Genomic DNA, 23923 nt, shown 5'->3' with positions numbered 1-23923 from the left:
ATGGATCTTGGTTTGACCGAGGAGGACCGGGCAACGACGACGTCACTGAGGGTACGCGCGGCCTACCATGCCCGGCTGGGCGAGCCGGACGCCGAGACCGAGTTCGAGCAGAACGGTCTGCGGGTCTCGGTCCTGCGGTACGCGCCGTCCCGGCCACCGGCGAGGTCACGCCGTACCTGACGGCAGGGGTCAGTGACCTCATATAATTCGGCTACCGGGACGAATACCGGCTCGAGTTCTCCGTCGGTCTGCTGCCCGCCGCTTCGGCTTCACCGGCTTCCTCGTGCCGGAGAGCGGAGAACCGATCATGCCGCCGATCCTGGTCGATGAGCTGCGCGTCAATGTGCTGATGGCGGCGCCGCTGTTCACCGACGAGCTCGACTACTTCCGCGACCACGGCACCGACGCGCTGTGGGACCGCATGCAGGAGGCCGACATGCCGATGTGGGACCCGCGCCGGGAATCCACGTGCCACCGCGCCCGCTGAGTCACGCACCGGCAGAGCATGGTGGCAGAGCGCGGGGGAGCCCGGCGCGAGACCCCGGCTCGCGGCGCCGCTGTTCGGCTACGACAGCGTCCACACCAGCCTTTACCGTGGCCGGCACTGCCACCGGCTCACGCGTCCGGGGTGAACGGTGAGATGCTGACGGGCAGGCCGATACCGGGCCGTGGCGTCGCATCCTGCCGCATGCACAGCCCGTCGGGCCAGGCGATCGAACCGACCTGCGCGATCTCGATCTGATCGGGTTGCCACATGTCTGTCGCATCCGGCTCCAGAAGAACCCGGACAGTTGAACTCGCGGACCGCCCGGGGGCGAGAACCACCTCGGCGGCGGCTCCGGCCGACGGCACCACGAATGTCTGCCGCCACGCCGCTGTCGCAGGCCCGGTGAGCACCGCTTCCGGAGGGCCCTCGATCACGCAGTCAGTCACCGAAAAATTCGTGAAAACAATGCGCACATTCTCGAAATAGTCGCTTGTCTCCCGGTACATATCGGCTTCCCGCACCGAGGCGGAAACCCTCTCCTCGCCGCACCGAGGGGCGGCGCTGTCGTGTCCGTCGCCCGCCTGGCAGGCTGATGCCAAGAACAACAACCCGGCGGAAAATCCGGTGAGCCAGGGCATCCATCTCGTTCTTGTTTCCATGACCGTCCGATCCGGAGCAACTGCTGTCAACCTGAGGACGGTCCTATTCAGGAGCGGGTTTACGATGTCACTCATGGGGCGTCCTGGATCACATCGAAGGCATCGTCACCGCCGGGGCCCCGGGCCTGGAGGTGTCGGAAGGGGGCGTGGTCCCCTCGGGCGCGAAGGCCCGGCTTGTGTGGCCGATCGATGCGTCGAAGCGGGTCCGGACAGCGCTGATGCCGCCGCTGCCATGTCGGCACGGTACGACCCGGTGTCCTGGCGGTGACTGGTAGGGGAACTGTGCGATCTGCTTCCGGTCGGCATCTCCTGGGTGGGGGGGAAACTTTGCCAATAATTCGGATTTTCGTAGGCATGTCGATTCAGCGCCTGAGTAGCTTTGGCGAATATCGTTCGAATTTCGGGCATGGTCTCTGCGCGACGTTTGTAGAAGGCCTCCAGGCCTGGCGCGTTCTTGAAAATGACCAGCGTCGCAACTGCCATTGCTAGGCTCCGCTTGTCCTCTGGGTCCAGTCCGTTTTGTGCAGTGGACAGAAGGCGAGCCATCCCGAGCTGTTCCCAGTCGGGGGGCATCACCGTGGCCGGCCGGCCGTGGCCGTCCGGCCGCGGCTGCCTCGATGATGCGTTCTGCGGCGGAGGTTCACCCATTCGGGAACGCACCCAGTTGTTGGCGTGCCGCAAGCCGTACCCGATGCGTCGCAGGTTGTTCCTGGTCCTGCGCAGCCCCCTCCAGCCACGATTCTGGAGGTTGGCATGGGCGACCTTGTGCATAGCCTGATTGAACTCACGGACTCTTGTGCTCACTGAGGGAGGCTTCTGGCCGTACAACAGACTTTTGTCGTTGCGCGCCATCAAGGTGTCCCGCATCGCGCCTTGGAGGTCGTCGAAGACTGCGTCGCGCGCACGTTGAAACGTGGTGAGGGATACGGAGGCGAGTCCTGAGATGGTTCCTGAATCCATATTCAATGAACGGCCCCGTCTCCACCCCGGTTCACGACGCCCTCCATGGGCCATCTCAGATAATGGACTGTCGATGTCTCCACCGTGGATCAAGAGGCAGTAGCCTGGGGTGCGACGCTGCCGACATCGGCCGGGACCGGGGAGAGCTGCATGGACATGCTGAGACGCGCTCGTAGGGCGACCACGCTGACGGCCGCCGTTCTGCTGGCGGGGATCGGGCTCGCCGGCTGTGCCAAGGAGGACACCGGGGGCACCACCGAGTCCGGGGTCTCGCTGGTCAAGGCCGGGGTGCTCACCACCTGCACGCATCTTCCCTACGCTCCCTTCCAGGCGAAGGACGAGACCGGCAAGGTCGTCGGCTTCGACGTCGCGCTCATCGACCTGGTCGCTGAGAAGCTGGGCGTCAAGCAGGAGATCGTGGACACGCCGTTCGAGGGCATCAAGTCCGGGTCCGACCTCAACGCCGGCAAATGTGACGTCGCCGCGGCCGGCATGACCATCACCGATGAGCGCAAGCAGGTGCTGGACTTCTCCGCACCCTACTTCGACGCGACCCAGGCGCTCGCCGTGCTCACCGGCAACCAGGTCAAGACGCTGGAGGAGTTGAAGGGCAAGCGTCTCGGCGTGCAGGGCGGCACCACCGGCGAGGATTACATCAAGACCCAGGTGAAGGACAAGAGCCTCGACATCGAGGTGGTCTCCTACAAGGATCTTGCCGCGCTGCAGCAGGCGCTGGCCACCAACCAGATCGCCGCGGCCGTCAACGACCTGCCGGTCTGGAACGAGTACATCCGGGCCAACCCGGGCAAGATCGCCGTCGCGGCCGGGTTCGACACCGGGGAGCAGTACGGCTTCGCCGTCAAGAAGGGCAACGCGGCGCTGCTCAAGTCCGTCGATGAGGCCCTGGCGGCGGCCCGGTCGGACGGGACGTACGACAAGATCTACACGAACTGGATCGGCGAGAAGCCGGCCAGTTGATGAAGCTGAGTCGTCGCCGGCGGCAGCGGATCGCTCGGATCGGCGGATACGTCGTCTTCGCACTGGTGATCCTGGCCGTGGCCGGCGCCGCGGACTGGGGGCGCCTGTCCGAGGCGTTCTTCCGGCTCGACGTCGCCCGGAGCATGTTCCCTGAGGCCGTCACGGTCGCACTGCGCAACACTGTGGCGTACACATTGCTGGCCTTTGTCTTCGGTCTGACGCTCGGGCTCGTCCTCGCGCTGATGCGGCTGTCGTCGATCGGGCCGTATCGCTGGCTCGCCACCGCCTACATCGAGCTGTTCCGTGGGCTGCCGGCTCTGCTGGTGCTGTTCATGGTCGGCTACGGCGTGCCGCTGGCCTTCCCCGACCGGGAGATCCCGGGCGGTGTCTACGGTTCGGTCACCGTCGGGCTCGGCCTGACCGCCGCCGCCTACATGGCCGAGACGATCCGCGCCGGCATCCAGGCCGTGCCCCGCGGCCAGCTCGAAGCGGCCCGCACGCTCGGCATGTCGCACACCCGCGCGATGGTCTCGATCGTGCTGCCGCAGGCGTTCCGCATCGTGATCCCGCCACTGACCAACGAGATCATTCTGCTGACCAAGGACACTTCCCTGGTGTACGTCCTGGGCGTCACGTCCACGACGATCGAACTGACCAAATTCGCCGGTGACTCGCTCAACACCCGCGTCAACCCGACCCCGCTGGTGGTGGCCGGGCTGCTCTACCTGGTCGTCACGCTGCCGTTGTCGCAGCTGGTGCGCGGGCTGGAACGCCGGGCGGCGAGGGAGAGATGACCACGATGTCCACCATCGAGATCAGCGACCTGCACAAGTCGTTCGGCACTCTGGAGGTCCTGCGCGGCATCGACCTGGCCGTGGAGCCGGGCGAGGTGGTCTGCGTCATCGGCCCGTCCGGCTCCGGCAAGTCCACACTGCTGCGCTGCGTCAACCTGCTGGAGGAGCCGACCTCCGGCACGATCCGGGTGGCCGGCGTCGAGGTGACGGACCCGGACTGCGACATCGACGCCGTACGCCGCGGCATCGGCATGGTCTTCCAGCAGTTCAACCTGTTCGGCCACCTGACCGTCCGCGAGAACGTGACCATCGCCCAGCGCCGCGTCCTGAAACGCAGCCGTGCCGAGGCTGCCCGGGTGGCGACAGAAAACCTCGCCCGTGTCGGGCTCACGGAGAAGGCTGATGCTTACCCGGCTCAGCTGTCCGGTGGTCAGCAGCAGCGCGTGGCGATCGCCCGGGCCTTGTCGATGAACCCACAGCTGATGCTCTTCGACGAGCCGACCAGCGCGCTGGATCCGGAGCTGGTCGGCGAGGTGCTGGCAGTCATGCGAGGCCTGGCCGCCGAGGGCATGACCATGCTGGTGGTGACCCACGAGATGGCCTTCGCCCGGGAAGTGGCGTCCCGGGTGGTCTTCATGGACGCCGGCGTGATCGTCGAACAGGGCCCACCGGCGAAGGTGTTCGGCGAACCCCGGGAGGACCGCACCCGCGAGTTCCTGCACCGGGTGCTGGAGCCCACCCGGGTCAGCGAAACCGAGATCGGCGCCCACCCACCCGACTGATCGTGAGACCTGTGATGGCCGTATCTCGGCATGGGCAGGATCGTCCCAGACACGCGCGGATGCTGACGTTCCGACTCCGCGAGTCCGACTAGATAATGAGGATTCGTCATTTCTCCTGCCCGGGCCGGGTGAATGATCGCAGCGTGGTGAGATTGCGCTACTCACCCGACCCGTTCGTAGGGACTGCAAGGTCCGGCCTATTTGCCCGGAGAATGACTCATCTGAAGGGTTTTGTTATTTTTGGCTGACGCGTCCTGACGGCGCGTGAGGGGTCATCGGCCGTGCGCAGAGGCCATTCGCTGGCCAGTGTTCGCTGCGTATGGACGAGCGCCTCCGGTCCCCGATCCGCCCGTTCCTGGGCCTCCACCGGGGCCGCCGCGCCGCAGTCCTGCCGCGTCCGCGATTTGGGAAACCCCTGCGCGTCGGCTCCGAACGTTATCGTATACAGCGAATGCCGCCACGAACGCATTTGAATTTGCCGTATAAAGTCCACGACGGTACCCTGAAACGTCGAGGTTGTTGCTGAGAGACATCTCCGCCCACTGGCCGAAATTGCGATTCGCTTGCATTCTGGTGTTCATGTCCTGCGTGATGAGGCTTTCGTTGTAGTACTGTAATCCGATAGTAAGAAATCCATCCGCTGTATTAGCGATTTCTTGACGTGACATTTGTGGCTGTTCCATGGACCTACTTCAACCTTCCTGACTCAGTGGATGTAAATTCACCAGTTCATCTGTTTCTTTTCTTGTCCGGATCGCCTGCAATCTGCGGCTCCAGGCACACTGCAAAGCAGGAGGTGAACTGGTGTTGAAAAAATTGTTCCTTTCGTCACTCGGCCCGCCGTCAAGGCCGTCTCGGTGACAACGGGAAGAATCCAGGTTCGGTTCACGCGACGTCGCGCGGATAGAAAGGCAATGAGAGCCGGCGGCGGCCCGCGTCCTCTTCTCGGTCGGCTGCCTGATTGTCGAGCAGGGTCACCCGAGGGTCGGCGAAACCCACGAGAATGCACCCACGAACTCACTGCGCCCTGGAGCCCACCCATGTTGACGGGACCGAACTCGGCAGCGGTAGCTATCTTGTTCAGGTCTGTGTTCGCGGTTTCCAGTCTTGCGAGATTCGGTGCGGCCCAGATGGCTGCTGCGCGACCGGCGACCCTGTGGTTGTCCGCTGCGTCGCCTGCAGAAATACTCGGCCTCTGGCGCATGAACCCCTACGGCTGATGAAGACAGCACTCGGTCAGGCGACGGCTGCGAGCGGTACCTGGTTCATGGGGTACTCCAGCCTGCTACGTGGATCGACCAATTTTTTGGAAGTCGACAAGGGGCGGGGATTTTGCACCACCAGGATGGTGGTCGGAGCATGATCGCGCGATGGTGCCGGCCTCGTCCTGGACTGCAACGCGGCGACGTCCGCCATGGCTGGAGATATGCGGGGGGCCGTGGGGCTCTGTGTTCGACAGGAGCGGCGCCTGGATCGTCGAAGATCCGCATGTCCGGACGGTCTCCGCTCCGGCCCTGAAGCTTTGGGCCCTGCGGGGGTGCTGGGATCCCCAGGCATCTCCGAGAATGGCCTGGCCTATTCGGGGAGGGCCCGATTCGACCCTTTTAAGCCTGGTCAGAGCGAGGTAGATCGATCGCAGAGCCGGTGAACGTCGGAAGAAGTTCGGCTTCTTGCCGGTGGGAGACGATTGCTGGTCGTAGCTCATCGGATGCCTCTCCTCATGATCATGGGCTGAGGTTGCTTGCCGGGTGGCCGCGCCGGCCCGCTGTGAATCAAACGGCTGACTACGCGCACATGTTCACGGATCTGTCGGGGATCGCCGCTGCGGCGTGGAGATTCGGTGGTCTTTCATGGCATGGCCAGAGATGTGCTCGGCGTCACGTGCGGATGGTCATCCATCGGGAATCGTCGATACCCTGGTCCGGTTGAGGGGGTCGCAACGGACGGAGACCCCGGTCCTGGACTCAAGGAGCAGGCAATGAACGAGAAGAAGGTCATCGCGATCGTCGGTGCGACCGGAGCGCAGGGTGGAGGCCTGGCCAAGGCGATCCTGGCGGACCCGGCCAGCGCATTCACCGTTCGCGCGCTGACCCGTGACGTCACCTCGGAGAAGGCGCAGGAGCTCGCCAAGCTGGGCGCCGAGGTGGTCGAGGCCGACAATTATGATGCGGACAGCCTGACGAAGGCTTTCACCAGGGCGTACGGCGCCTTCCTGGTCACGAATTTCTGGGCGCACATGTCCGCCGACAAGGAGACGCAGGAGGCCACGAACCTGGCCGGGGCGGCCAAGCGGGCCGGTCTGCAGCATGTCATCTGGTCGACGCTGGAGGACACCCGCGATCACATCCCGGTGCACGACGACCGGATGCCGACGCTGCAGGAAAAGTACAAGGTGCCGCACTTCGACGCCAAGGCCGAGGCCGACGCGCTGTTCACCGCGGCCGGGGTGCCGACCACGTTCCTGCGGACCACGTTCTACTGGGAGAACCTGGCCACCGGCTGGGGTGCCACGCGGGACGCGGACGGTGTGCTGACGCTGGGCCTGCCCATGGGGGACAGCCTGCTCGCCGGGATCGCGGTGGAGGACATCGGCCGGACCGCGTACGGGATCCTGAAGGCCGGCAAGGAGTTCATCGGCCGTACCGTGCACATCGCGGGTGAGCACCTCACCGGTGAGCAGATCGCCGCGGGCCTGTCCCGCGCGGTCGGTGAGCCGGTCGTCTACCGTCCGATGACCCACGACGCCTATCGTGCGCTGGGTTTCCCGGGTGCGGACGAGGCCGGGAACATGCTGCAGTACTACACCGAGCACGCCGACTATTTCACCGGTGTTCGTGACCTCGACGCGGTGCGCCGCCTCAACCCGGAGCTGCAGAGCTTCGACGCCTGGCTCGCCGCCAACGGGCACACCATCCCGAGAGACTGATGCCTGGTACGGAACTGACGGCCGCCACCCGCAGCAGGGTGGCGGCCGCCGGTGTTCAGGACGCGAAGTCGAGCGTCTGCATGCCGGTGTAGCCGCCGGACGCGACGAGTTTGCCGTTGTCCACGGAGATGATGCCGAACGCGCCGCGCAGTTCGAACTGGCCGGAGTCCCCGGCCGGGACCACCTCCCAGATCTGCGACGCCTTGCCGGACTGGCAGGTCTCCAGCTTCAGCGGCACACCCGCGGTGTCCGCCACGCAGGAACCGTCGCCCAGGTCCTCGTTGAAGAACGGCGGCTTGATGACCACCCGGTTCTTCGCCGAGACCGGGGCCGGCTGCAACGACATCATCGTGGAGTCGGTCCTGCTGGTGCCGGTGAAGTCGACCACGCCGTTCTTGCCGACCGCCATGAAACGGTCCACCCCGTCGTCGGCCACATCGATGAGCACGCCCGCCCCGATGTCGATGCCCAGCTTCTTGAGCTGGGACAGGTCCGAGGTGGAGCCGCCGGACGAACCCCTCGTCGTGGCCGGCGCCGCGGTGGTCCCCCGGGTGTTCTCGGCCCGGGTGGGCTCCGCCTCCGCGGGCTCGGTCGGGTCGGTCCTCTCCACCGCGGGCGGCGCGGTGTCTTCGACCGCGGGCGGCGCGGTGGACGATGCGGTCAGGGGCGCGGAGGCAACAGCAGCCGGCGGGGCCGCCACCGGGGCGGTGCCACCGCAGGCACTCAACGCGGCGGTGCAGAGGCCGGCTACGACGAGACGGGAAACGCGCATGGTTGTTCCTCAGGAAGATGGCGGGACAGGGTTGGTGAGTGCGGCGAGTTCCTTCTCCAGCCGGCGGTTGCGGTCGCGCAGCTGGTCGAGTTCGCCGTGCAGCTTCTGCAGGGCGGGAGCCAGTTCGGCCTGGGTCCACCGGGGGGTGATGTGCTGCGGGCAGTTCCAGTCGTAGCCCTGCACGCGTACGGTGATGACTCTTTCGACGTGCGCGCGGTAACCAGGCGTGCTGACCTGGTCGAGCAGCGCCGCGGCGTCGCCGTGGCGGGCGTCGACGGTGGTGGCCTCGCCGAGGATCTTGAGCCGCTGGCGGCCCGCGTAGTCCATCAGGAAGATCGACACCCGGGCAGACGCCTTGAGGTTGCCGATCGAGACGTACTGCCGGTTGCCCCGGTAGTCCGCCCAGCCCAGCACGCTGGCGCCGGCCTCGGTGCCGAGAACCTTCAGGAACCCGGGCGGCCCGCCACGATGCTGAACGTACGGCCAGCCGCTCTCACCGACGGTGCCGAGGTAGAAGCTGTCGCGTTCACCGATGAACGCGGCCTCCTGTTCGCCGAGCACGCCGTCGGTGTCCCAGCCGGCGATCAGCCGCCGCATGGCGGTGTGACTGCCGTACTCCCGCTGGGCGGCCTCGACCGACGGCGTGTCGAGCTCGGTCAGATAGCGGTGCGGCACAGCGACCTCCAGGACTTGGACACAGCCTGGAAGGTATTGCCTGCTAGTTGACGATCAGTGAATCCACTGGTCCAGCCCTCGTCCACTGCGGCCGGTAACCCCGTTCGGTGCAACGTGCGGTGAGAGGCGTCGCCGCATCGAAGGGGCCCGGTGCTCCGCCGTTACATCCGATTGCCCGGATTGGTTGAACCATGCGTCTGGTAAGGGGGCGGGTTCATCTCGGACTGAGTCCTTTGGCCCGATACGGGTGCACGGTTTCCACCTAGATAGGAAGAAACCGTTCCGGCAAAGCTTGCAATTGTGCTTGGTTGCGCCTGCCTTGCGGCTCCTGCGATGGGCGTAAGGATGCGGCTCAAGTTGTTCGCCCTCGCAAATATAGCCCCGGCTCGTGCGGCAGCTGCGGCAAACGGGGCAAGGTGGGGAGAACTCGCGGTGTAGCGCGCTGATTCCTGCGAGGCCGCAGCGGAAATCTCAATATTCCCCGGCTTGTCGAGTTCGTTTCGGCGTCTTGACAGGTTGTGGTTGAATCGCTGCTCTCGTTGGTTTCCAGCGGCGAGTCTGGCCTGGAATTCAGGTGGGTAACCCGCCTGAATTCCTACTACTTGGTTATGATAAAAACTTTGGACTGCATGTGCCTCGTTCTTGATAATGTCGAGGGCTGGAACGACGTATTGAAGTGCGCCCGCTGCGTGTTCATAGAGCTGGCCGTAAAGGCTTGTAATATGTTGGGCGTCGGTGGCGCGAACAATGCGGTAGATTTCGTCACGAAACCATTCCTGGTTGGGGGAGTCTTGTAGTCTATCGGCGGCGATAGATATTGCCCGCGCGTCGTCGCTGGCCTGGTTTCTTGCGGCTTGAGCCTGTTGGTTGTCCATGTTTTCCTCTCAGCCCGCTTGTATCAGCTGAGTTGTACAACGGGAGCCCAGACCGACTGGTTCACTCAGGATCCCTAACCAGGTTGACCGCATTATTGGGGGCGGACTACCTCGAAGCGGCCATCATCCGCCACGACGCGGATGGTCACGGGGCGTTGCTGGCCGCCTACGAGGGCGTTGCAGGAGAATTGCAGACCTTCATCGACCGGTACGGACGGTGGGCAGGCGACCGCGTCGGCGGCTATTTCGTAGTTGTCGCGCAGGACTCGTAGGACGCCCTTCTGTAGTGCTCCTGTGTCGTAGATCGTGGAGATGAAGAAGCCCGGCGTCCAGAAGCCGAGGATGCCGACCAGAGCGAGCACCACCCCTACGCCCGCGCCGATCGCGATGCCCAGCTTTTGCCGGTTGCGGGGGCTCGACAGGGTGGGCGGGGCCGGCGGGGTGGTGCCGGTCGGGACCGCGTTCCAGGACGGTGCGATGTAGGGCTCGCTCATGGGGTGCACACGCCGGATCCCGCGGGAAGGTTCAGGAAAAAGTCGTGAACCTTCCCGGGAGATCCGGCGTGTGTGTCGGGCCAACGCGGCGGATGGGCTCATACCGCTGCGACACGATGCGAGAAAGCGAGCCGTTCATGGCTACGTACCACATCCAGACCGAGGACATCCAGGAGTCGGCGAGCTGGCTGCAGCAGAACATGCAGACGCTGCTGGACGGGATGAACCAGGCCAAGACGAAGATCGACACCCTGATCCAGGGCGGCTACAACACCCCGGCCGCGCAGGCGAAGTTCGGCCCGTACTTCGACGAGTACAAGGGCAGCGTCGACCAGACGCTGCAGGGCATGGAGGGCATCAGCCAGTACCTGACCCAGGTCGGCACCGCCTTCGAGGAGACCGACACGCAGACCGGTAACAGCCTGGGCTGATCCGGCCTGCGCAGGGGCCGCGCGGTGCACGAGGGCCGCGCGGCCCCGCCGTGTCCGTGCACCCCTGACCCGAGGAGAAACCGTGCGCCTGTTGCTCACCGTCGCGGATCCGGCCGCGGCCGACGTCGATGTCCTGGTGGACACCGCCCCGGACACCACCGTGCGGGAACTCGCCGAGGCGCTGGCCGCCCGGCGTGCGGGGCCACCGGGCCCGGTGCCGCACCTCGTGGTCGCCGGGGTGCCGCTCGATCCCACGCTGACCGTCGCCGACTCGCCGCTGCGCCAGGGCACGGTGGTCGGGCTGGACACGGCCGGGACGGTCCCGTCCGGGGCGCCCGCGCTGGTCCAGGTCCGGGTCGTCGGGGGGACCGACGCCGGCGTCGTGGTCGGGCTGGACATCGGCGAGCACGCCATCGGGGCGGCGAGCACCTGCCGGGTACGCCTGTCCGGCCCGGCCGTCGCCGCGGTGGCCGCCGAGGTCCGGGTCGCCCCGGACGGCCGGGTCATGCTGCGCCCCACCTCGCCGGGCATCCTGGTCGACCGGGCCGAGCTCGACCAGGTCCGCGAGTGGATCCCGGGGGCACAGCTCGCCGTCGGGTCGAGTCTGCTGGAACTCGCCGTGCCCGAGCGGGCCGACGCCGCGCTGCAGGTGTCCGACGACGGCGCCGGACTCGACTACAACCGGCCGCCGCGGCTGCTGCCGGTGCGCCCGGTGACCCGGTTCGCGCTGCCGAATCCGCCCGCCCCGCCGGAGCGCCGGCCGATCGTGCTCATCACGGTGCTGGCCCCGCTCGTGGTCTCGGTGGTGGCGTTCCTGTTCACCCGCAATCCGCTGACGCTGCTGTTCGCCGTGCTGTCGCCGGTGGCGCTGATCGCCAACCAGGTCGGCAGCCGCAGGCAGGGGCGGCAGAGCTATCAGGAACGCCTGACCTCGTACGGGCAGAAGCGCGACCGGATCACCGCCGAGGCGCACGAGGCCCTCGCGGCCGAGCGGTTGTTCCGGCGTCAGTCCGCTCCCGACCCGGCGGCGGCACTGCTGATCGCCACCGCGCCGCAACGGCGGCTGTGGGAGCGGCGCCGCTCCGACCCGGATTTCCTGGAGCTGCGCGCGGGCACCGCCGATCTGCCGTCCGAGGTGGTGCTGACCGATCCGGGGCAGGACGAGCACCGCAAGGAGGTGCGCTGGGACGCGCTCGACGTCCCGGCCACGATCGCGTTCACGAAGTACGGCGTGGTCGGTGTCGCCGGCCGGCACGCGGCCCGGACCACGGCGCGCTGGCTGCTCGCCCAGGCCGCGATCCTGCACAGCCCGGAGGACCTGGAGATCGTGCTGCTCGCCGGGGCCGGTGACGAGCGGGGCTGGTCGTGGGCGCGCTGGCTGCCGCATCTCGCCCCGCGCGCGGGGCAGGACGCGCTCGCCGCGGTCGGCACCGACACCACGACGCTGGCCCGCCGGGTGGCGGAGCTGGTCGCGACGGTCGGGGCCCGGGCGGCCGCGGGCAAGGAAGCGGGGGCCCATCGTACCGTACTCGTGGTCCTCGACGGTGCTCGTCGCCTGCGGGCCCTGCCGGGTGTCACCCAGCTCCTGAGGGAGGGGCCGGTGGCCGGGATCCACGCGCTGTGCGTGGACGACGAGGAGCGGCTGCTGCCCGAGGAGTGCCAGGCGGTGCTCGCGGAACAGGCGGACGGGACCCTCGTGCTGACCCGGACCCGGGCCGCGGCGGTGGCCGGCATCCACGCCGACCTCGTGTCACCGGAGCTGCTGGGTACGGCCGCGCGGGCGCTCGCGCCGTTGCGGGACACCGGGGGAGCGGGGGAGTCGGCGGCGCTGCCGGACGCGGCGCGGCTGCTGGACGTGCTGGACCTCGAACCCCCCGAGCCCGATGCGGTGGTCGCGCGGTGGGCGTCGGGTGGCCGTACCACCGAGGCGGTCCTGGGGGTCTCGCTCGATGGTCCTTTCGCCCTGGACCTGCGGCGCGACGGGCCGCACGCGCTGGTGGCGGGCACCACCGGGGCCGGCAAGTCGGAGCTGTTGCAGACGCTCGTGGCCTCGCTCGCGGTGGCGAACCGGCCGGACGCCATGACGTTCGTGCTGGTCGACTACAAGGGTGGCAGCGCGTTCAAGGACTGCGTGGCGCTGCCGCACACCGTGGGTATGGTCACCGACCTCGACACGCACCTGGTCGGCCGGGCGCTCACGTCGCTGTCGGCGGAGCTGAAACGCCGGGAGCACATCCTGGCGTCGGCCGGGGCGAAGGACATCGACGACTACGTGGACCTGCTGCGCCGGGAACCCGGACGCGACCCGATGCCGCGGCTGCTGATCGTCATCGACGAGTTCGCGTCGATGGTCCGGGAGCTGCCCGACTTCGTCACCGGTCTGGTCAACATCGCCCAGCGGGGCCGCTCGCTCGGCATCCACCTGGTGCTGGCCACCCAGCGCCCCGGCGGCGTGGTGTCGCCGGAGATCCGGGCCAACACGAACCTGCGGATCGCGTTGCGGGTCACCGACACCGCCGAGAGCCAGGACGTCATCAACGCGCCGGACTCCGCGTCCATCTCGAAATCGACACCCGGACGCGCGTACGTGCGGCTGGCCCAGTCGTCGCTGGTGCCGTTCCAGGCCGGCCGGGTCGGTGGCTTCCGGCCCGGCGCGCGGACCGTGCGACGACCCGCACCCGAACTGACGTCGCCGGCGTGGGGGGATTTCGGCCGGCCCGTCCCGGTACGGAAAGTGGCCGCGGTGCCCGACGAGGAGCTGACCGACCTGGCGGTGCTGGTCGAGGCGATCCGGAAGGCGAACGCGCACCTGGCGATCCCGCCGCAGCACAGCCCGTGGCTGCCGGCCCTGCCGTCGCTGTTCACGGTGGACCAGCTGCCGGCGTCGGTGCCGGGCGGGCCGATCCCGTACGGGATGGCGGACATCCCCGCCGACCAGGCGCAGGTGCCGTTGACGCTGGACCTGACCACGCTGGGGCACCTGCACGTGATCGGCTCCTCGCGCAGCGGCCGGTCGCAGACCTTGCGGACCATCGCCGGCGCGGTCGCGCGCACGCAGTCCACCGCGGACGTGCACGTGTACGGCATCGACTGCGGCAACGGCGCGCTGCTGGCCTGCGCCGAGCTGCCGCACTGCGGGGCGGTCGTGCAGCGCACCGAGGCGGAGCGGCTGACCCGCCTGCTGAACCGGCTCACCGCCGAGGTCGCCCGGCGCCAGCAGCTGCTGGCGGCCGGCGGCTCGGCGAACCTGGACGAGTACCGCTCCGGGGTCACCCCGGAGCAGCGCCCGCCGCACGTGCTGGTGCTGCTGGACCGCTGGGAGGTCTTCGACAAGACGTTCGCCGACTTCGACAACGGCTCGCTGATGACCGCGGTGCTGGTGCTGCTGCGCGAGGGCGCGACCGTCGGCGTGCACCTGATCCTGGCCGGGGACCGGGCGATGTTCTCCACCAAGATCTCCGCGAGCACCGAGGACAAGCTCGTGCTGCGGCTCACCGAACGCGCCGACTACAGCATGGCCGGTATCAACTACCGGACCCTGCCCGACGAGATCGCCCCGGGCCGGGCTATCCGCGCCCAGGACAGCGCCGAGGCGCAGATCGCGCTGCTCGGCCCGGACGCGTCCGGCCAGGGGCAGGCCCGGGCTCTGGTCGCGATCGCGGCCGACGCGCGCGAGCGGGACGCCGCCGTCCCGGCCGCGGCCCGGCCGTTCCGCATCGACGTGCTGCCGGAATCGCTGAGCTACGCGCAGGCCCGGGCGCTGGTGCGCGAGCCGGCCCCGTTACGGCCGTTGCTGGGCGTCGGGGGCGACGAGCTGGCCGGCATCGGCCCGGACCTGACGGTCATCCCCAGTTTCGTGCTGGCCGGACCGGCCCGCTCGGGACGCAGCACCACGCTGCTGGCGATGGTGACGTCGCTGCTGGAGTACGGCACCCCGGTCGTGATCGCCGCGCCCCGGCGTTCCCCGCTGCGGGAGCTGGCGGGCCGGCCCGGGGTGCTCGACGTCGTCACCGACGAGGGGCTGACCTCCCGGCGGCTCGCGGCGGCGCTCGACGGGGTCGACGGCCCGGCGGTGGTGGTCCTCGACGACGCCGAGATGCTGCTCAAGGCCGACGCGGGCAGCGATCTCGGCGAGATCGCCCGGACCGGCGCCGAGCACGGCCGGGCCCTGATCCTGGCCGGCACCATCGAAGGGCTGGCCGGTGGCTTCGGCGGCTGGCACGTGGACGCCCGGCGCAACCGGCAGGGTGCGCTGCTGAGCCCGTCCGGCCTCGGCGACGGCGAGCTGATCGGCCTCAAGCTGAGCCGTGGGCAGCTGGGCGCGGGCCGTCCGGGCCGGGTGCTGGCCCACTTCGGCGACGGCACGCCGCGGATGATCCAGGTGCCGAAATAGCACCGGTGGAGGGGCCCGCGCCCCTCCACCGGCTCCGGTCAGACCAGCTCGAGCGTGGCGGTGATCGCGGCGAAGAGCTCGAACATCTCCTCGGCCTCGGCCACGTTCGGGCTGCTGCCGGTGACGATGAGCATGGTCTGCTCGCCCGGCAGCGGCACCACGGTGTGCATCACCGCGCTGGGCACCGGGTGGTCGTCGATGAGCACCCGCTGCACGCCGTGCACCCGGCCGACCACGCCGACGCCCTCGATCTCGGCCGTGCCGACCCGCCGCCAGGAGCCGTCCGCGCGTTCGGGATGCTGCACCCCGAACAGGGCGTCCAGCAGCTCGCCACCGGGCGGTGGCACGACGAGCGACACCAGGACCGTGGCGATCATCGGGCCCTCCTCGGTGAGCTCGAACGTGCCCGCCGCGTGCAGGGCCCCGGTGCGACGGGCCATGCGCACGTTGCGGCGTACCGATTCGGTGAACTCACCCGCCTGTTGCTGGCTCAGGCCCGCGGCGATCGCTTGGTCCCAGCAGTCCCGGGCGATGCGGTTCTCGTCGGACTCCTCGGCCAGCCGGAAATCGGTCCAGCTCTCGGGCGTCCGCAGCCGGTATCCGTCGCTCATGCCGTCGCCGTGCCCGGGTCGAGCGCGTTGCCGACGGCCGTGTCGGTCTCGGCGAACGCGTCGGCGACCGCCTTGGCGGCGTCCCGGACCCCGCTGAGGTCCTTGCCGACCACGTGCCGGCCGTCGCCCCAGCGTTTCTCGAAGTGCCGGGCCGCCTTCTGCAGGCCGCGATGGCCCAGCGAGTCCACCTCTCGTCCCATCCCGCGGATCGGGGAGCTGTCCATCAGGTCTTTTGTCCGGCGCAGCAGCTCGTGCACCCGTTCCAGCTCGTCGCCGGGAACGTCGATCACCGCCAAGGCACACCTCCGGGTCGTAGGGGGATCGGGGCACACACGACGGCCGGGGCGAAGAGGTTCACGAGAACCGTGAACCCGCGGGCCGACCTCAGCGTGTGTTGCGCGCACCCGGCGCCCGGCCGGTTGCGGACGGAGGAAAACGGTGACCACGCGTCCAGGTGCCGGTGAATGGTCGGTGCTGCATCTCGACTCCGACCCCGTACCCGGGGATTCGGAATCGTTCGCCGACATCACCCGGGCGTATCAGGAGCTCGCGCGCACCACCCAGGAAGCGCATGACCTGCTGGCCTCCGGCGGTCGTATCGATGTCGGCCAGGGCAAGGCGATGGAGGCGTTCAAGGACCTCATCGGCAAGCTCCCGCCCCGCCTCGACGTGATGGCCCAGTCGTACAGCCGGGCCGCCGACGCGTACCTGGCGTACCTGCCGTCGCTGGAGGAGGCGCAGCTGATCTCGTTGCGCGCGCTCGACCAGGCCCGCCAGGCGGCCGACGACCAGTCCGCGTCGTCCGCGGCGCTGCGGATCGCCACGGACGCGGTCAAGGCGCTCGGCGGTGACGCCGCCCCGGCTGACGACACGGCGGCCGACGATGCCGCTGCCGCGCGTCGCAGCCAGGAAGATGCGAGCCAGGCGCTCGACTCCGCCATCTCGCTGGTCAAGCAGGCCACCGCGTTGCGGGACCAGGCGGCCCGTACGGCGGCCCGGGTCCTGGACGAACTGGCCGACGACGCGCCGCAACGGTCGCTGTGGGAGAAGATCAAGGAAGCGTTCCAGGCGTTCGTCGACTTCCTGCGCAGCACGGTCCTCGAATGGATCACGCTGGTGCTGGACGCGTTGTCGGTCATCGCGTCGCTCATCTTCCCGCCGCTGGGCTCGGCGATCGGCTTCCTGTCCGGCACGCTGGAATTCCTCGGCGCGGTGGCCGGGGGTGTCGCGACGGAGATCGGTCTCGCGGCCGGCGGCATCCTGCTCGGTCTGGTGCCGGGCGGCCGGATCGCGGCCCGGCTCATCAAGATCACCGCGAACATCGCCACGTCGGTCAAGACGGCCACCAAGGTGACGATGAAGGGCTTCCCCGCCGCCGGAAAGACGATCGGCGGCGGCTTCCCCGGCCGGGGTGTGACCGGCAGCGGTGCCAACCGGCCGCCCGACCCCGTACCCGTGTCCCGGGACATCGACCTCCGCGACTGTGTGTCCGACCCGGTCGACGTGGCGACCGGCGAGATGGTGCTGGAACAGTGGGACCTCGGTCTCGAACGGGTGCACGTGTCGTCGTACCGTGCGGGTGGCTGGTTCGGTTCCTCGTGGGCGTCGCTGCTGGACGAACGGATCGAGACCGACGCCGACGGCGCCTGCTGGTTCGCACCCGACGGGAAGATCCTGGTGTACCCGGAGGGCCTGCCGGGCGTGCCGGTGCTGCCGGTCGAGGGACCGCGGATCGCCCTGACCCGCTACCTCGACGGCAGTGCGGAACTGCGCGACCCGGGAACGGGCCGCACCTGGTCGTTCCAGAACGGGCTGCTCACCGCGATCCGGGCGGCGGACGGCACCGGCACCGGCATCGAGCGCGACGATCAGGCCCGGCCCGTCGTGGTCACCCTGCCGGACGGGCGCCGGGTCGAGGTCACGACCGCCGACGGCCGGGTGACCAGCCTGCGGTCCGGCCCGACGGAGATCCTTTTCGGGTACGACGACAGCCGCCGCCTCACCACCGTCACCGACGACACGGGACCGTATCGCTACGGCTACGACGACGAGTCCCGGATCACCTCGTGGACCGACCGTTCCGGCTACCGCTACCGGTACACGTACGACACCGACGGGCGCTGCGTGCGGACGGAGGGGGACCGGGGCTTCCTCACCGCCACCTTCGTGTACGACGCGGAGCAGCGCCGGACCGAGCACACCGATTCGCTCGGCGGCACCAGCGTCTACCTGTTCGACGAGCACAACCGCACCATCAGCCGGACCGATCCGCTGGGCCACACCACCCGGTGGGCCTGGGACCGGTACGGCCGGCTCCTCGGCCGCACCGACCCGCTCGGTGCGACGACCCGGTACCGGTACGACGACGATGGCACGCTGGTGTCGGTCGTCCGCCCGGACGGCAGTGCCGTGGAGGTCGAGGGCACCCGCATCCAGGTGTCCGGCATCATCCGGGACTACGACGGCACCCTGCCCGACGATCTCGGCACGGCGCTCGCCTTCGAGGACCTCTTCCCCGAGGACGACGACGATGACGACACCGGGCGGTCGGTCGCCACCGGTCGCGCGACCGGCCCGTTCGGCGAACTCCTGGCCGAGGTCGACGGCGCCGGGGCCCGGACCACCTACGAGTACGACACGGAGCTGCGGCTCGTCGCGGTAACCAACCCCGCGGGGCAGCTGTGGCGCTACGCGTACGACGCCGTGGGCAACCTCGTCGAGGAGACCAACTTCGACGGCCGGGTGCTGCGCTTCTCGTACGATGCCGCCGGTCGCCTGGCGAGCACGGTCGACGGGCTCGGCGCGACGACCGCGTACCGCTACGACAGCCTCGGCAACCTGGTCGGGCGCACCACCCCGGACGGCACGACCACCTACCGGTACGACCCGGCGGGGCGCCTGATCGCGGCCGCCGGGCCGGACGCGGAGCTGACGCTGACACGCGACCGTCTCGGCCGGGTAACCGCGCAGACGGTTGACGGGCACCGGGTCGAGTTCGGCTACCTCGACACCCGGGCGACCGTCCGCCGGCGCACCCCGGGCGGGACCGAGAGCACGTGGCGGTTCGACGGTTCCGGCCGGTCCGACGTGCTGACGGTCGGCGGGTACACGAGGGCGTTCGGCACCGGCGGCCGTGCGGAGCCGGTCACGCCCGGCCTCGACCTGGACCCGGCCGGCCGGGTGGTGGCGGTGCACCGGTCCGGCACCACCGAGCGGTACGAGTACGACGTGCGGGGCAATCTGCTGGGGACCGGGGTGAACTACACCGAGGACGCCCAGGGGCGGGTCGTGAGTCGTACCGTCGGGGGTCGCACCTGGGTCTTCACCTGGGCCACCGGCGACCGGCTCGTCGCCGCGCACACCCCGGACGGCGACGACTGGCGCTACCGCTACGACCCGTTCGGCCGCCGCATCGCCAAGGTCCGGATGGCCGGAGCCGCGGAGGCCGAGCGCGTCGACTTCATCTGGGACGGCACCGTGCTGATCGAGCAGATCCACACCGGCCCGGACGGCGCCCGGACCGTGACGACCTGGCAGCACGACCAGGACCAGCGGCCGGTCGCCCAGAGCAGCGGTGACGAGTTCTTCGCCATCGTCACCGACCTCGTCGGCACCCCGGTCGAACTGCTCACCGCCGACGGGACCCCGGTCTGGCGCTCGTCGGCCTCGCTCTGGGGCGCCGAGCCGGAACCGGCGCCGACCCCGCTGCGTTTCCCGGGTCAGTACTTCGACGCCGAGACCGGCCTGCACTACAACGTCTACCGCTACTACGATCCGCTGACCGCCCGGTACCTGAGCCAGGACCCGCTGGGCCTCGCCCCGGCACCGAACCCGGTCGCCTACGTCCCCAACCCCTTCGCCGCCGCCGACCCGCTGGGCCTGAAGAAGAACAAGGGCAAGGGGAAGGCCCCGGCGAAGGACGAGCCCGCGCCGGTGTGCAACAAGAAGAAGAAGGGCGGGAACAACCCCGGGGCCGGCAACGACGCGGCCGGTGCGTCGTCGTCGGCCTCGTCCTCGGGCAAGAACGCGAGCAAGACCATGGTCGAGGACCCGAATGCCGTCGTGCGGCTGGACAACCATCAGCTCAAGCATCAGCCGGGTCTCTTCCCGGAGGACTGGGGCAACTACCGCGGAGATCGCGGCAGCCAGTTCCCCGCGTCGTACGGCGTCAACTTCCACAAGGCGTACATGGCGCCCAAGGCCAAGCTGATCGCCGAGGCCTACCTCGAGGAGATCAAGCAGAGTCAGCCCGCTCTGTACAAGGACATCCTGGCGGGGAAGAAGACCGGGACGCCGGCCAAGACCAAGGACTACCTGGGTGAGGACGACGGCATCACCTATGACGTCGCGGTCAGTTACGAAGACGGGAAAATGGTCGTCGACTATCACGGAAACCCGAAGATCGACAGAAACTCGTCCCAGGAGGAATGGCAGCGCACCTACGGCAAGAAGATCGAGAAGAAGTACGGGAACGGCAGCGGCGGTTTCCCCGATCCGGCTGGCACCGGCACCGCCGGCGGCTCGAAGCCCCGGGGGAGGAGAGGGTGATCCGGTGGCGGTCCATCGTCATGACAGCCGCGACGGTTCTCCTGGTGTTCGGACTCTCCGGGCCGGCGCTGGCGGATCCGGATCCGGTGTACTGGGTGGTGCCGGGCACCCCCGGGGCGGTCAGCGAGTTGTCGCTGCCGCAGGTCGCGCAGCGGGTGCTCGGTGACAGCCAGCGGTGGCCCGAGCTCCTCGAGCTCAACGAGGGCCGCCCGCAGGCCGACGGCGGCGCGGTCACCGAGGCCGGGCAGCTGAAGGCCGGGTGGGCGCTGGTGCTGCCCGAGGGGGCACGGTCTGGTGAGATCCGGTTCGGTACCCCGCCCGGCCCGTCCCGGGCCGCCGCACCCGTACCGGAGGCTTCGGGGTCTTCGTCCTTGCCCTGGGTGATCGCCGGTGCCGGCGCGGTGGCACTCGGTCTCGGTGGCGGTCTGTTCCTGATGCGCCGCCGGCGACATCGGGCCGGCGCTCCGGTCGTCCCCGTCGCCGGAGCAGAGTCGCGCGAGTCGCTGGACCGGGCTCTGCGTGCGGTCGCCGGGTTGCCCTCGGCCCCTGGCGTGTATGCCGCGGTCGTCGGGCTCGACCGGATCTCGTTGCGGCTGGCCCCGGCGCTGCCCGACCCGCCGCCACCGTGGCAGGCCCGCGCCCAGGGCACCGTGTGGGAGGCACCCACCTGGCAGTTGGACGCGGCACCGGCCGCTCCCGGCTCCGGTGGGATGCCGCTGCTGGCCACCATCGGCACGATCGGTGGGGAGCCGGTCGTCGTCAACCTGGGGCGGGCACCCGGGCTCGTGGCCCTGACCGGCGACAAGACCGCGGCGCGGACCCGGCTGGTGTCCTTCGTGGATGGTGTCACCGTGCCGGTCCTGGTGCTCGGGCCGGCACTGCCGGCCTCCCGCGGCCGGGTCGTCACGGATGTCGCGCAGGTGGAGGGGGCCGGCCCCTGGCTGGTCGCGGTGACCGGCGCGCTGCCGCCACCCGCGCTGCAGCGGCTGAGCGAGCTGGCGGCGAACGGTGGCAACACCACCGCCGTGGTGGTGCTCGGCGACGTCCCGCAGGCCGCCTGGCGGTTCGCGGAGCGGCCCGACGGCACGCTCGACGCGGGTGTGCTCGGCCTGACCCTCGATGCGAAAGGAGCTGCCCGATGAGAAGGGCCGTCCCACTGCTGGCCGTCCTGCTGCTTGCCGGGTGCACGACGGTGATCACCGATCCGGCCGCGCTGCCGCAGAACGAGAAGGAAGAGGTGGCCGGCCTGGGGCCACGCAGTCCCGAGGGCGGTTACTGGCCCCGGACGGTGCAGCTCGGGCAGAGCTCCGAGCTGGGCTCCGTGGTCCTGGACGGACAGGGGTTCACGCTGTACCGCTTCGACCGCGACGAGGCCGACCCGCCGCGGTCGGCGTGCGTGGACGACTGCGCGAAGCGGTGGCCGCCGGTGCTGGCCGGTGAGTCCATCAAGTTCCAGAACCTCGACCCGGCGGTGCTCGGCGTCGTCGACCGGGCCGACGGGACCCGGCAGGTGACCGTCGGCGGCCACGCGCTCTACCGCTTCGCCGACGACGCGGTGCCGGGTCAGGCCAACGGTCAGGGCGCGGACGACGAGTGGTTCGTCGCCGGCCCCGACGGCAGCAAGGCGCAGGCCTGAACACCGGCACCGGGTCAGCCGCAGCCCGCGGTGCCCTCGGTGAAGCCACGGCGGAACGAGTCGACCCGGGCGAAGCCGGACGGCACGCTCACTCCCCGCGCGTCGGCGGCGATCAGCGAGTCGGCGGTGAGCATCTCGGCGACCGCCTCGTCGAGGTCACCGGGGGAGAGCTGCAGCGCCTGCCGCCGGGAGGCGACGATCGTGGCGGCCCAGGCGCCGGTCAGGCAGGCCGTGCGCTGGGCCGCGGCGAGGCCTTCGACGGACAGGTCCCGGGCGCGTTGCAGCGCCAGGGCATAGCGGGACGCGACCTCGGCGAAGGCGGCGAAGTCACCGATGCCGCGGGTCTGCGGCGCCGGTTCGGCCCCGATCGCGGAGAGCGTCGTCAGGTCCAGGTGCACGGTGTCGTCCTCGGCGCAGTAGGAGACGGCGCCGGGGGCACACCCCGCCGTGTCGACGAGCTGGGGGCGCGCGGGACCGAACGCCGCGCCCAGCGTCTGCTCCAGCAGTCGCAACGCCTCGGGGTCGGCGATGTCCAGGTTCCCCTCGGCGTCCCGGGCGTCCTGCGCCGTGGTCTGGGTGACGCGGCGGTTCACCTCCGCCAGGTCGATGCGGGCACAGCGGGCCGGGCCCTCACCGAATCCGAGCTGGAACGCCGAGACCCGGTCGAAGGCGTTGCCGTGCGCGTCCGGGGAGTCCACGGACGCCCCGGCGCCGTCGCGGATGAAGAACAGGGTGGACAGGACCTGGTTCAGCCCCGGGCCGGTGGACACCTGGAAACGCGCGGAGCGGCCCTCGGCGACGTGCCGGAAATAGCCGCCGGTGTAGCAGTCGGCCTGCTGCTCCCGGACGATGGACGCGGCGTTGCCCGCGCCGAGGCGGTTCTGCACCGCGTGCCCGAGCTCGTGGGCCAGCACCGCGACGACCGAGATCTCGCCGAACGCCCCGGCCAGCGTGGGCAGCAGCTGCCCCCGGTCCCAGGACACGGTGTCACCGGTGCCGCAGTAGAACGCGTTCACCAGGCCGGCCGTGTCGATGCCGCACACCCGCGACGACGCCGCGTCCGAGTCGTACGATGTCACGCCCGCGAGCGGCTCGTACGCCGTGCCGGCCAGCGCCGGGAACTGCTGCTGCCAGTACGCCTGCACGTCCTCGACGGCACCGGCGGCGAGGTTGTCGATCGCACCGCCGTCACCGCCGGTCACCCGCAGGCCGGTGCCGGGCGCGCCCGGGCGCTGCCCCGCCGGGCCGTCGGTGATGGGCAGGCCCGCGACCCGGTCCGGCGCCCACTGCTGCGCCACCCCACCCCCTTCGACGGTACGCACACAGCCCGCGAGCAGCAGCACGACGGCGGCCGCCACGAGGGGCTTCCGCGTCCTCACGCGGTCCTCGCCAGGTCGGCCCGCAGCGCCTGCATCGCGTAGTGCGCCCGCGACCGTACGGTGCCGGGCGCCACCGCCAGCCGGCGCGCCACCTCGTCGATGGTGCGTCCCTCGAGGTGCAGTTCGAGCAGGACCGCGCGGTGCCGGTCGTCGAGCCGGGTGAAGGCCCGGCGCACGGTGTCGGTGGCGAGCGCCTTGTCCGCGGTGTCGTCGGTGCGCGTGACCGACATGTTGTCCTGCAGTGGCACCTCGGCCGGCCGGGTGCGCCGCCGCCGGACCGCGTCCACGGCGACATGGCGGGCGACGGTGTAGAACCAGCGCCGGGCGGCGTCGCTGTCCTCCGGCACCCAGTCGATCCGCCGCCACGCGCGGACCATGGTCTCCTGCAGGAGGTCCTCGGCCTGATCGACCGCGCCGCCACACAGACGGATCAGGAACCGCAGCGTGGCGGGTCCATGGTGGGCGTGCAGATCGGCGAGCCGGTCCGGTGTGTCGAGCACGATTGTCCATCCCTCGGATTGGG

20 protein-coding genes are annotated in these 23923 nt (G+C 69.6%); 11 read left to right on the top strand and 9 right to left on the bottom strand.

Annotated elements, in window-relative coordinates; genetic code table 11:
• Together ACIA6A_RS18285 and ACIA6A_RS18280 are read left to right on the top strand one after the other, a co-directional pair.
• The gene (locus ACIA6A_RS18285; protein WP_396098854.1) at positions 1 to 180 is read left to right on the top strand and encodes a hypothetical protein; all 180 of its coding nucleotides are present in this window, start codon (positions 1 to 3) and stop codon (positions 178 to 180) included.
• Positions 181 to 202: 22 nt separating this feature from the next.
• Entirely contained in the window at positions 203 to 487 is a 285-nt protein-coding gene (locus ACIA6A_RS18280; protein ID WP_396099002.1) for a suppressor of fused domain protein, read from the top strand.
• 128 nt (positions 488 to 615) lie between these two features.
• Here ACIA6A_RS18280 and ACIA6A_RS18275 read toward each other — a convergent pair whose 3' ends face one another.
• Positions 616 to 1125, bottom strand: coding sequence for a DUF4232 domain-containing protein (locus ACIA6A_RS18275; RefSeq protein WP_396098853.1), 510 nt, complete (start codon positions 1123 to 1125; stop codon positions 616 to 618).
• 1131 nt (positions 1126 to 2256) lie between these two features.
• Between ACIA6A_RS18275 and ACIA6A_RS18270 the strand changes: the two genes are divergently transcribed.
• From ACIA6A_RS18270 to ACIA6A_RS18255, 4 genes are all read left to right on the top strand, one after another.
• Complete coding sequence (locus ACIA6A_RS18270) at positions 2257 to 3084, top strand: basic amino acid ABC transporter substrate-binding protein (RefSeq protein ID WP_396098852.1); 828 nt, start codon at positions 2257 to 2259, stop codon at positions 3082 to 3084.
• On the top strand, positions 3084 to 3878 hold the full coding sequence (locus tag ACIA6A_RS18265; RefSeq protein WP_396098851.1) for an amino acid ABC transporter permease: 795 nt from the start codon (positions 3084 to 3086) through the stop codon (positions 3876 to 3878). Before ACIA6A_RS18270 ends, ACIA6A_RS18265 begins: the two co-directional genes overlap by 1 nt.
• 5 nt (positions 3879 to 3883) lie before the next feature.
• Positions 3884 to 4660: an amino acid ABC transporter ATP-binding protein gene (locus ACIA6A_RS18260; RefSeq protein ID WP_396099001.1), complete on the top strand. Its 777-nt coding sequence runs from the start codon at positions 3884 to 3886 to the stop codon at positions 4658 to 4660.
• Between the two features lie 1978 nt (positions 4661 to 6638).
• A complete protein-coding gene (locus tag ACIA6A_RS18255; protein WP_396098850.1) occupies positions 6639 to 7586 on the top strand; it encodes an NmrA/HSCARG family protein in 948 nt (315 codons plus the stop codon).
• Between the two features lie 55 nt (positions 7587 to 7641).
• Here ACIA6A_RS18255 and ACIA6A_RS18250 read toward each other — a convergent pair whose 3' ends face one another.
• The 4 genes from ACIA6A_RS18250 to ACIA6A_RS18235 form a co-directional block, all read right to left on the bottom strand.
• On the bottom strand, positions 7642 to 8358 hold the full coding sequence (locus tag ACIA6A_RS18250) for a hypothetical protein (protein ID WP_396098849.1): 717 nt from the start codon (positions 8356 to 8358) through the stop codon (positions 7642 to 7644).
• Between the two features lie 9 nt (positions 8359 to 8367).
• Positions 8368 to 9033, bottom strand: coding sequence for a pyridoxamine 5'-phosphate oxidase family protein (locus ACIA6A_RS18245; RefSeq protein ID WP_396098848.1), 666 nt, complete (start codon positions 9031 to 9033; stop codon positions 8368 to 8370).
• Between the two features lie 161 nt (positions 9034 to 9194).
• Positions 9195 to 9908, bottom strand: coding sequence for a hypothetical protein (locus ACIA6A_RS18240; protein WP_396098847.1), 714 nt, complete (start codon positions 9906 to 9908; stop codon positions 9195 to 9197).
• 92 nt (positions 9909 to 10000) lie between these two features.
• Positions 10001 to 10402: a DUF4333 domain-containing protein gene (locus ACIA6A_RS18235; protein ID WP_396098846.1), complete on the bottom strand. Its 402-nt coding sequence runs from the start codon at positions 10400 to 10402 to the stop codon at positions 10001 to 10003.
• A gap of 137 nt (positions 10403 to 10539) precedes the next feature.
• On the opposite strand from ACIA6A_RS18235, the gene ACIA6A_RS18230 reads away from it, so the two are divergent.
• Together ACIA6A_RS18230 and ACIA6A_RS18225 are read left to right on the top strand one after the other, a co-directional pair.
• Positions 10540 to 10833, top strand: a complete 294-nt coding sequence (locus ACIA6A_RS18230; protein ID WP_396098845.1) for a WXG100 family type VII secretion target — start codon at positions 10540 to 10542, stop codon at positions 10831 to 10833.
• An 82-nt stretch (positions 10834 to 10915) separates the two neighbouring features.
• Positions 10916 to 15226: an FtsK/SpoIIIE domain-containing protein gene (locus tag ACIA6A_RS18225; RefSeq protein ID WP_396098844.1), complete on the top strand. Its 4311-nt coding sequence runs from the start codon at positions 10916 to 10918 to the stop codon at positions 15224 to 15226.
• 38 nt (positions 15227 to 15264) lie between these two features.
• On the opposite strand, the gene ACIA6A_RS18220 is transcribed toward ACIA6A_RS18225, so the two are convergent.
• Positions 15265 to 15837: a hypothetical protein gene (locus tag ACIA6A_RS18220; protein ID WP_396098843.1), complete on the bottom strand. Its 573-nt coding sequence runs from the start codon at positions 15835 to 15837 to the stop codon at positions 15265 to 15267.
• The gene (locus ACIA6A_RS18215) at positions 15834 to 16127 is read right to left on the bottom strand and encodes a hypothetical protein (protein WP_396098842.1); all 294 of its coding nucleotides are present in this window, start codon (positions 16125 to 16127) and stop codon (positions 15834 to 15836) included. The genes ACIA6A_RS18220 and ACIA6A_RS18215 overlap by 4 nt, the downstream gene beginning before the upstream one ends.
• Positions 16128 to 16275: 148 nt before the next feature.
• Here ACIA6A_RS18215 and ACIA6A_RS18210 point away from each other — a divergent pair, with 148 nt between their 5' ends.
• Genes ACIA6A_RS18210 through ACIA6A_RS18200 form a run of 3 tightly spaced genes read left to right on the top strand, consistent with a single transcriptional unit; the run spans position 16276 to position 22021 of the window.
• A complete protein-coding gene (locus tag ACIA6A_RS18210) occupies positions 16276 to 20385 on the top strand; it encodes an RHS repeat-associated core domain-containing protein (protein WP_396098841.1) in 4110 nt (1369 codons plus the stop codon).
• Positions 20386 to 20405: 20 nt separating this feature from the next.
• A complete protein-coding gene (locus tag ACIA6A_RS18205) occupies positions 20406 to 21527 on the top strand; it encodes a hypothetical protein (RefSeq protein WP_396098840.1) in 1122 nt (373 codons plus the stop codon).
• Complete coding sequence (locus tag ACIA6A_RS18200; protein ID WP_396098839.1) at positions 21524 to 22021, top strand: hypothetical protein; 498 nt, start codon at positions 21524 to 21526, stop codon at positions 22019 to 22021. Before ACIA6A_RS18205 ends, ACIA6A_RS18200 begins: the two co-directional genes overlap by 4 nt.
• 14 nt (positions 22022 to 22035) lie before the next feature.
• Here ACIA6A_RS18200 and ACIA6A_RS18195 read toward each other — a convergent pair whose 3' ends face one another.
• Complete coding sequence (locus ACIA6A_RS18195; protein WP_396098838.1) at positions 22036 to 23400, bottom strand: neutral zinc metallopeptidase; 1365 nt, start codon at positions 23398 to 23400, stop codon at positions 22036 to 22038.
• Complete coding sequence (locus tag ACIA6A_RS18190) at positions 23397 to 23900, bottom strand: sigma-70 family RNA polymerase sigma factor (protein ID WP_396098837.1); 504 nt, start codon at positions 23898 to 23900, stop codon at positions 23397 to 23399. Before ACIA6A_RS18190 ends, ACIA6A_RS18195 begins: the two co-directional genes overlap by 4 nt.
• Positions 23901 to 23923: the final 23 nt, after the last annotated feature.

This window comes from Actinoplanes sp. NPDC051494 (genome assembly GCF_044454705.1).
Classification (GTDB): domain Bacteria; phylum Actinomycetota; class Actinomycetes; order Mycobacteriales; family Micromonosporaceae; genus Actinoplanes.
Note: the sequence above shows the minus strand (reverse complement) of the source record. Positions and strands in the feature narration are given on the sequence as shown.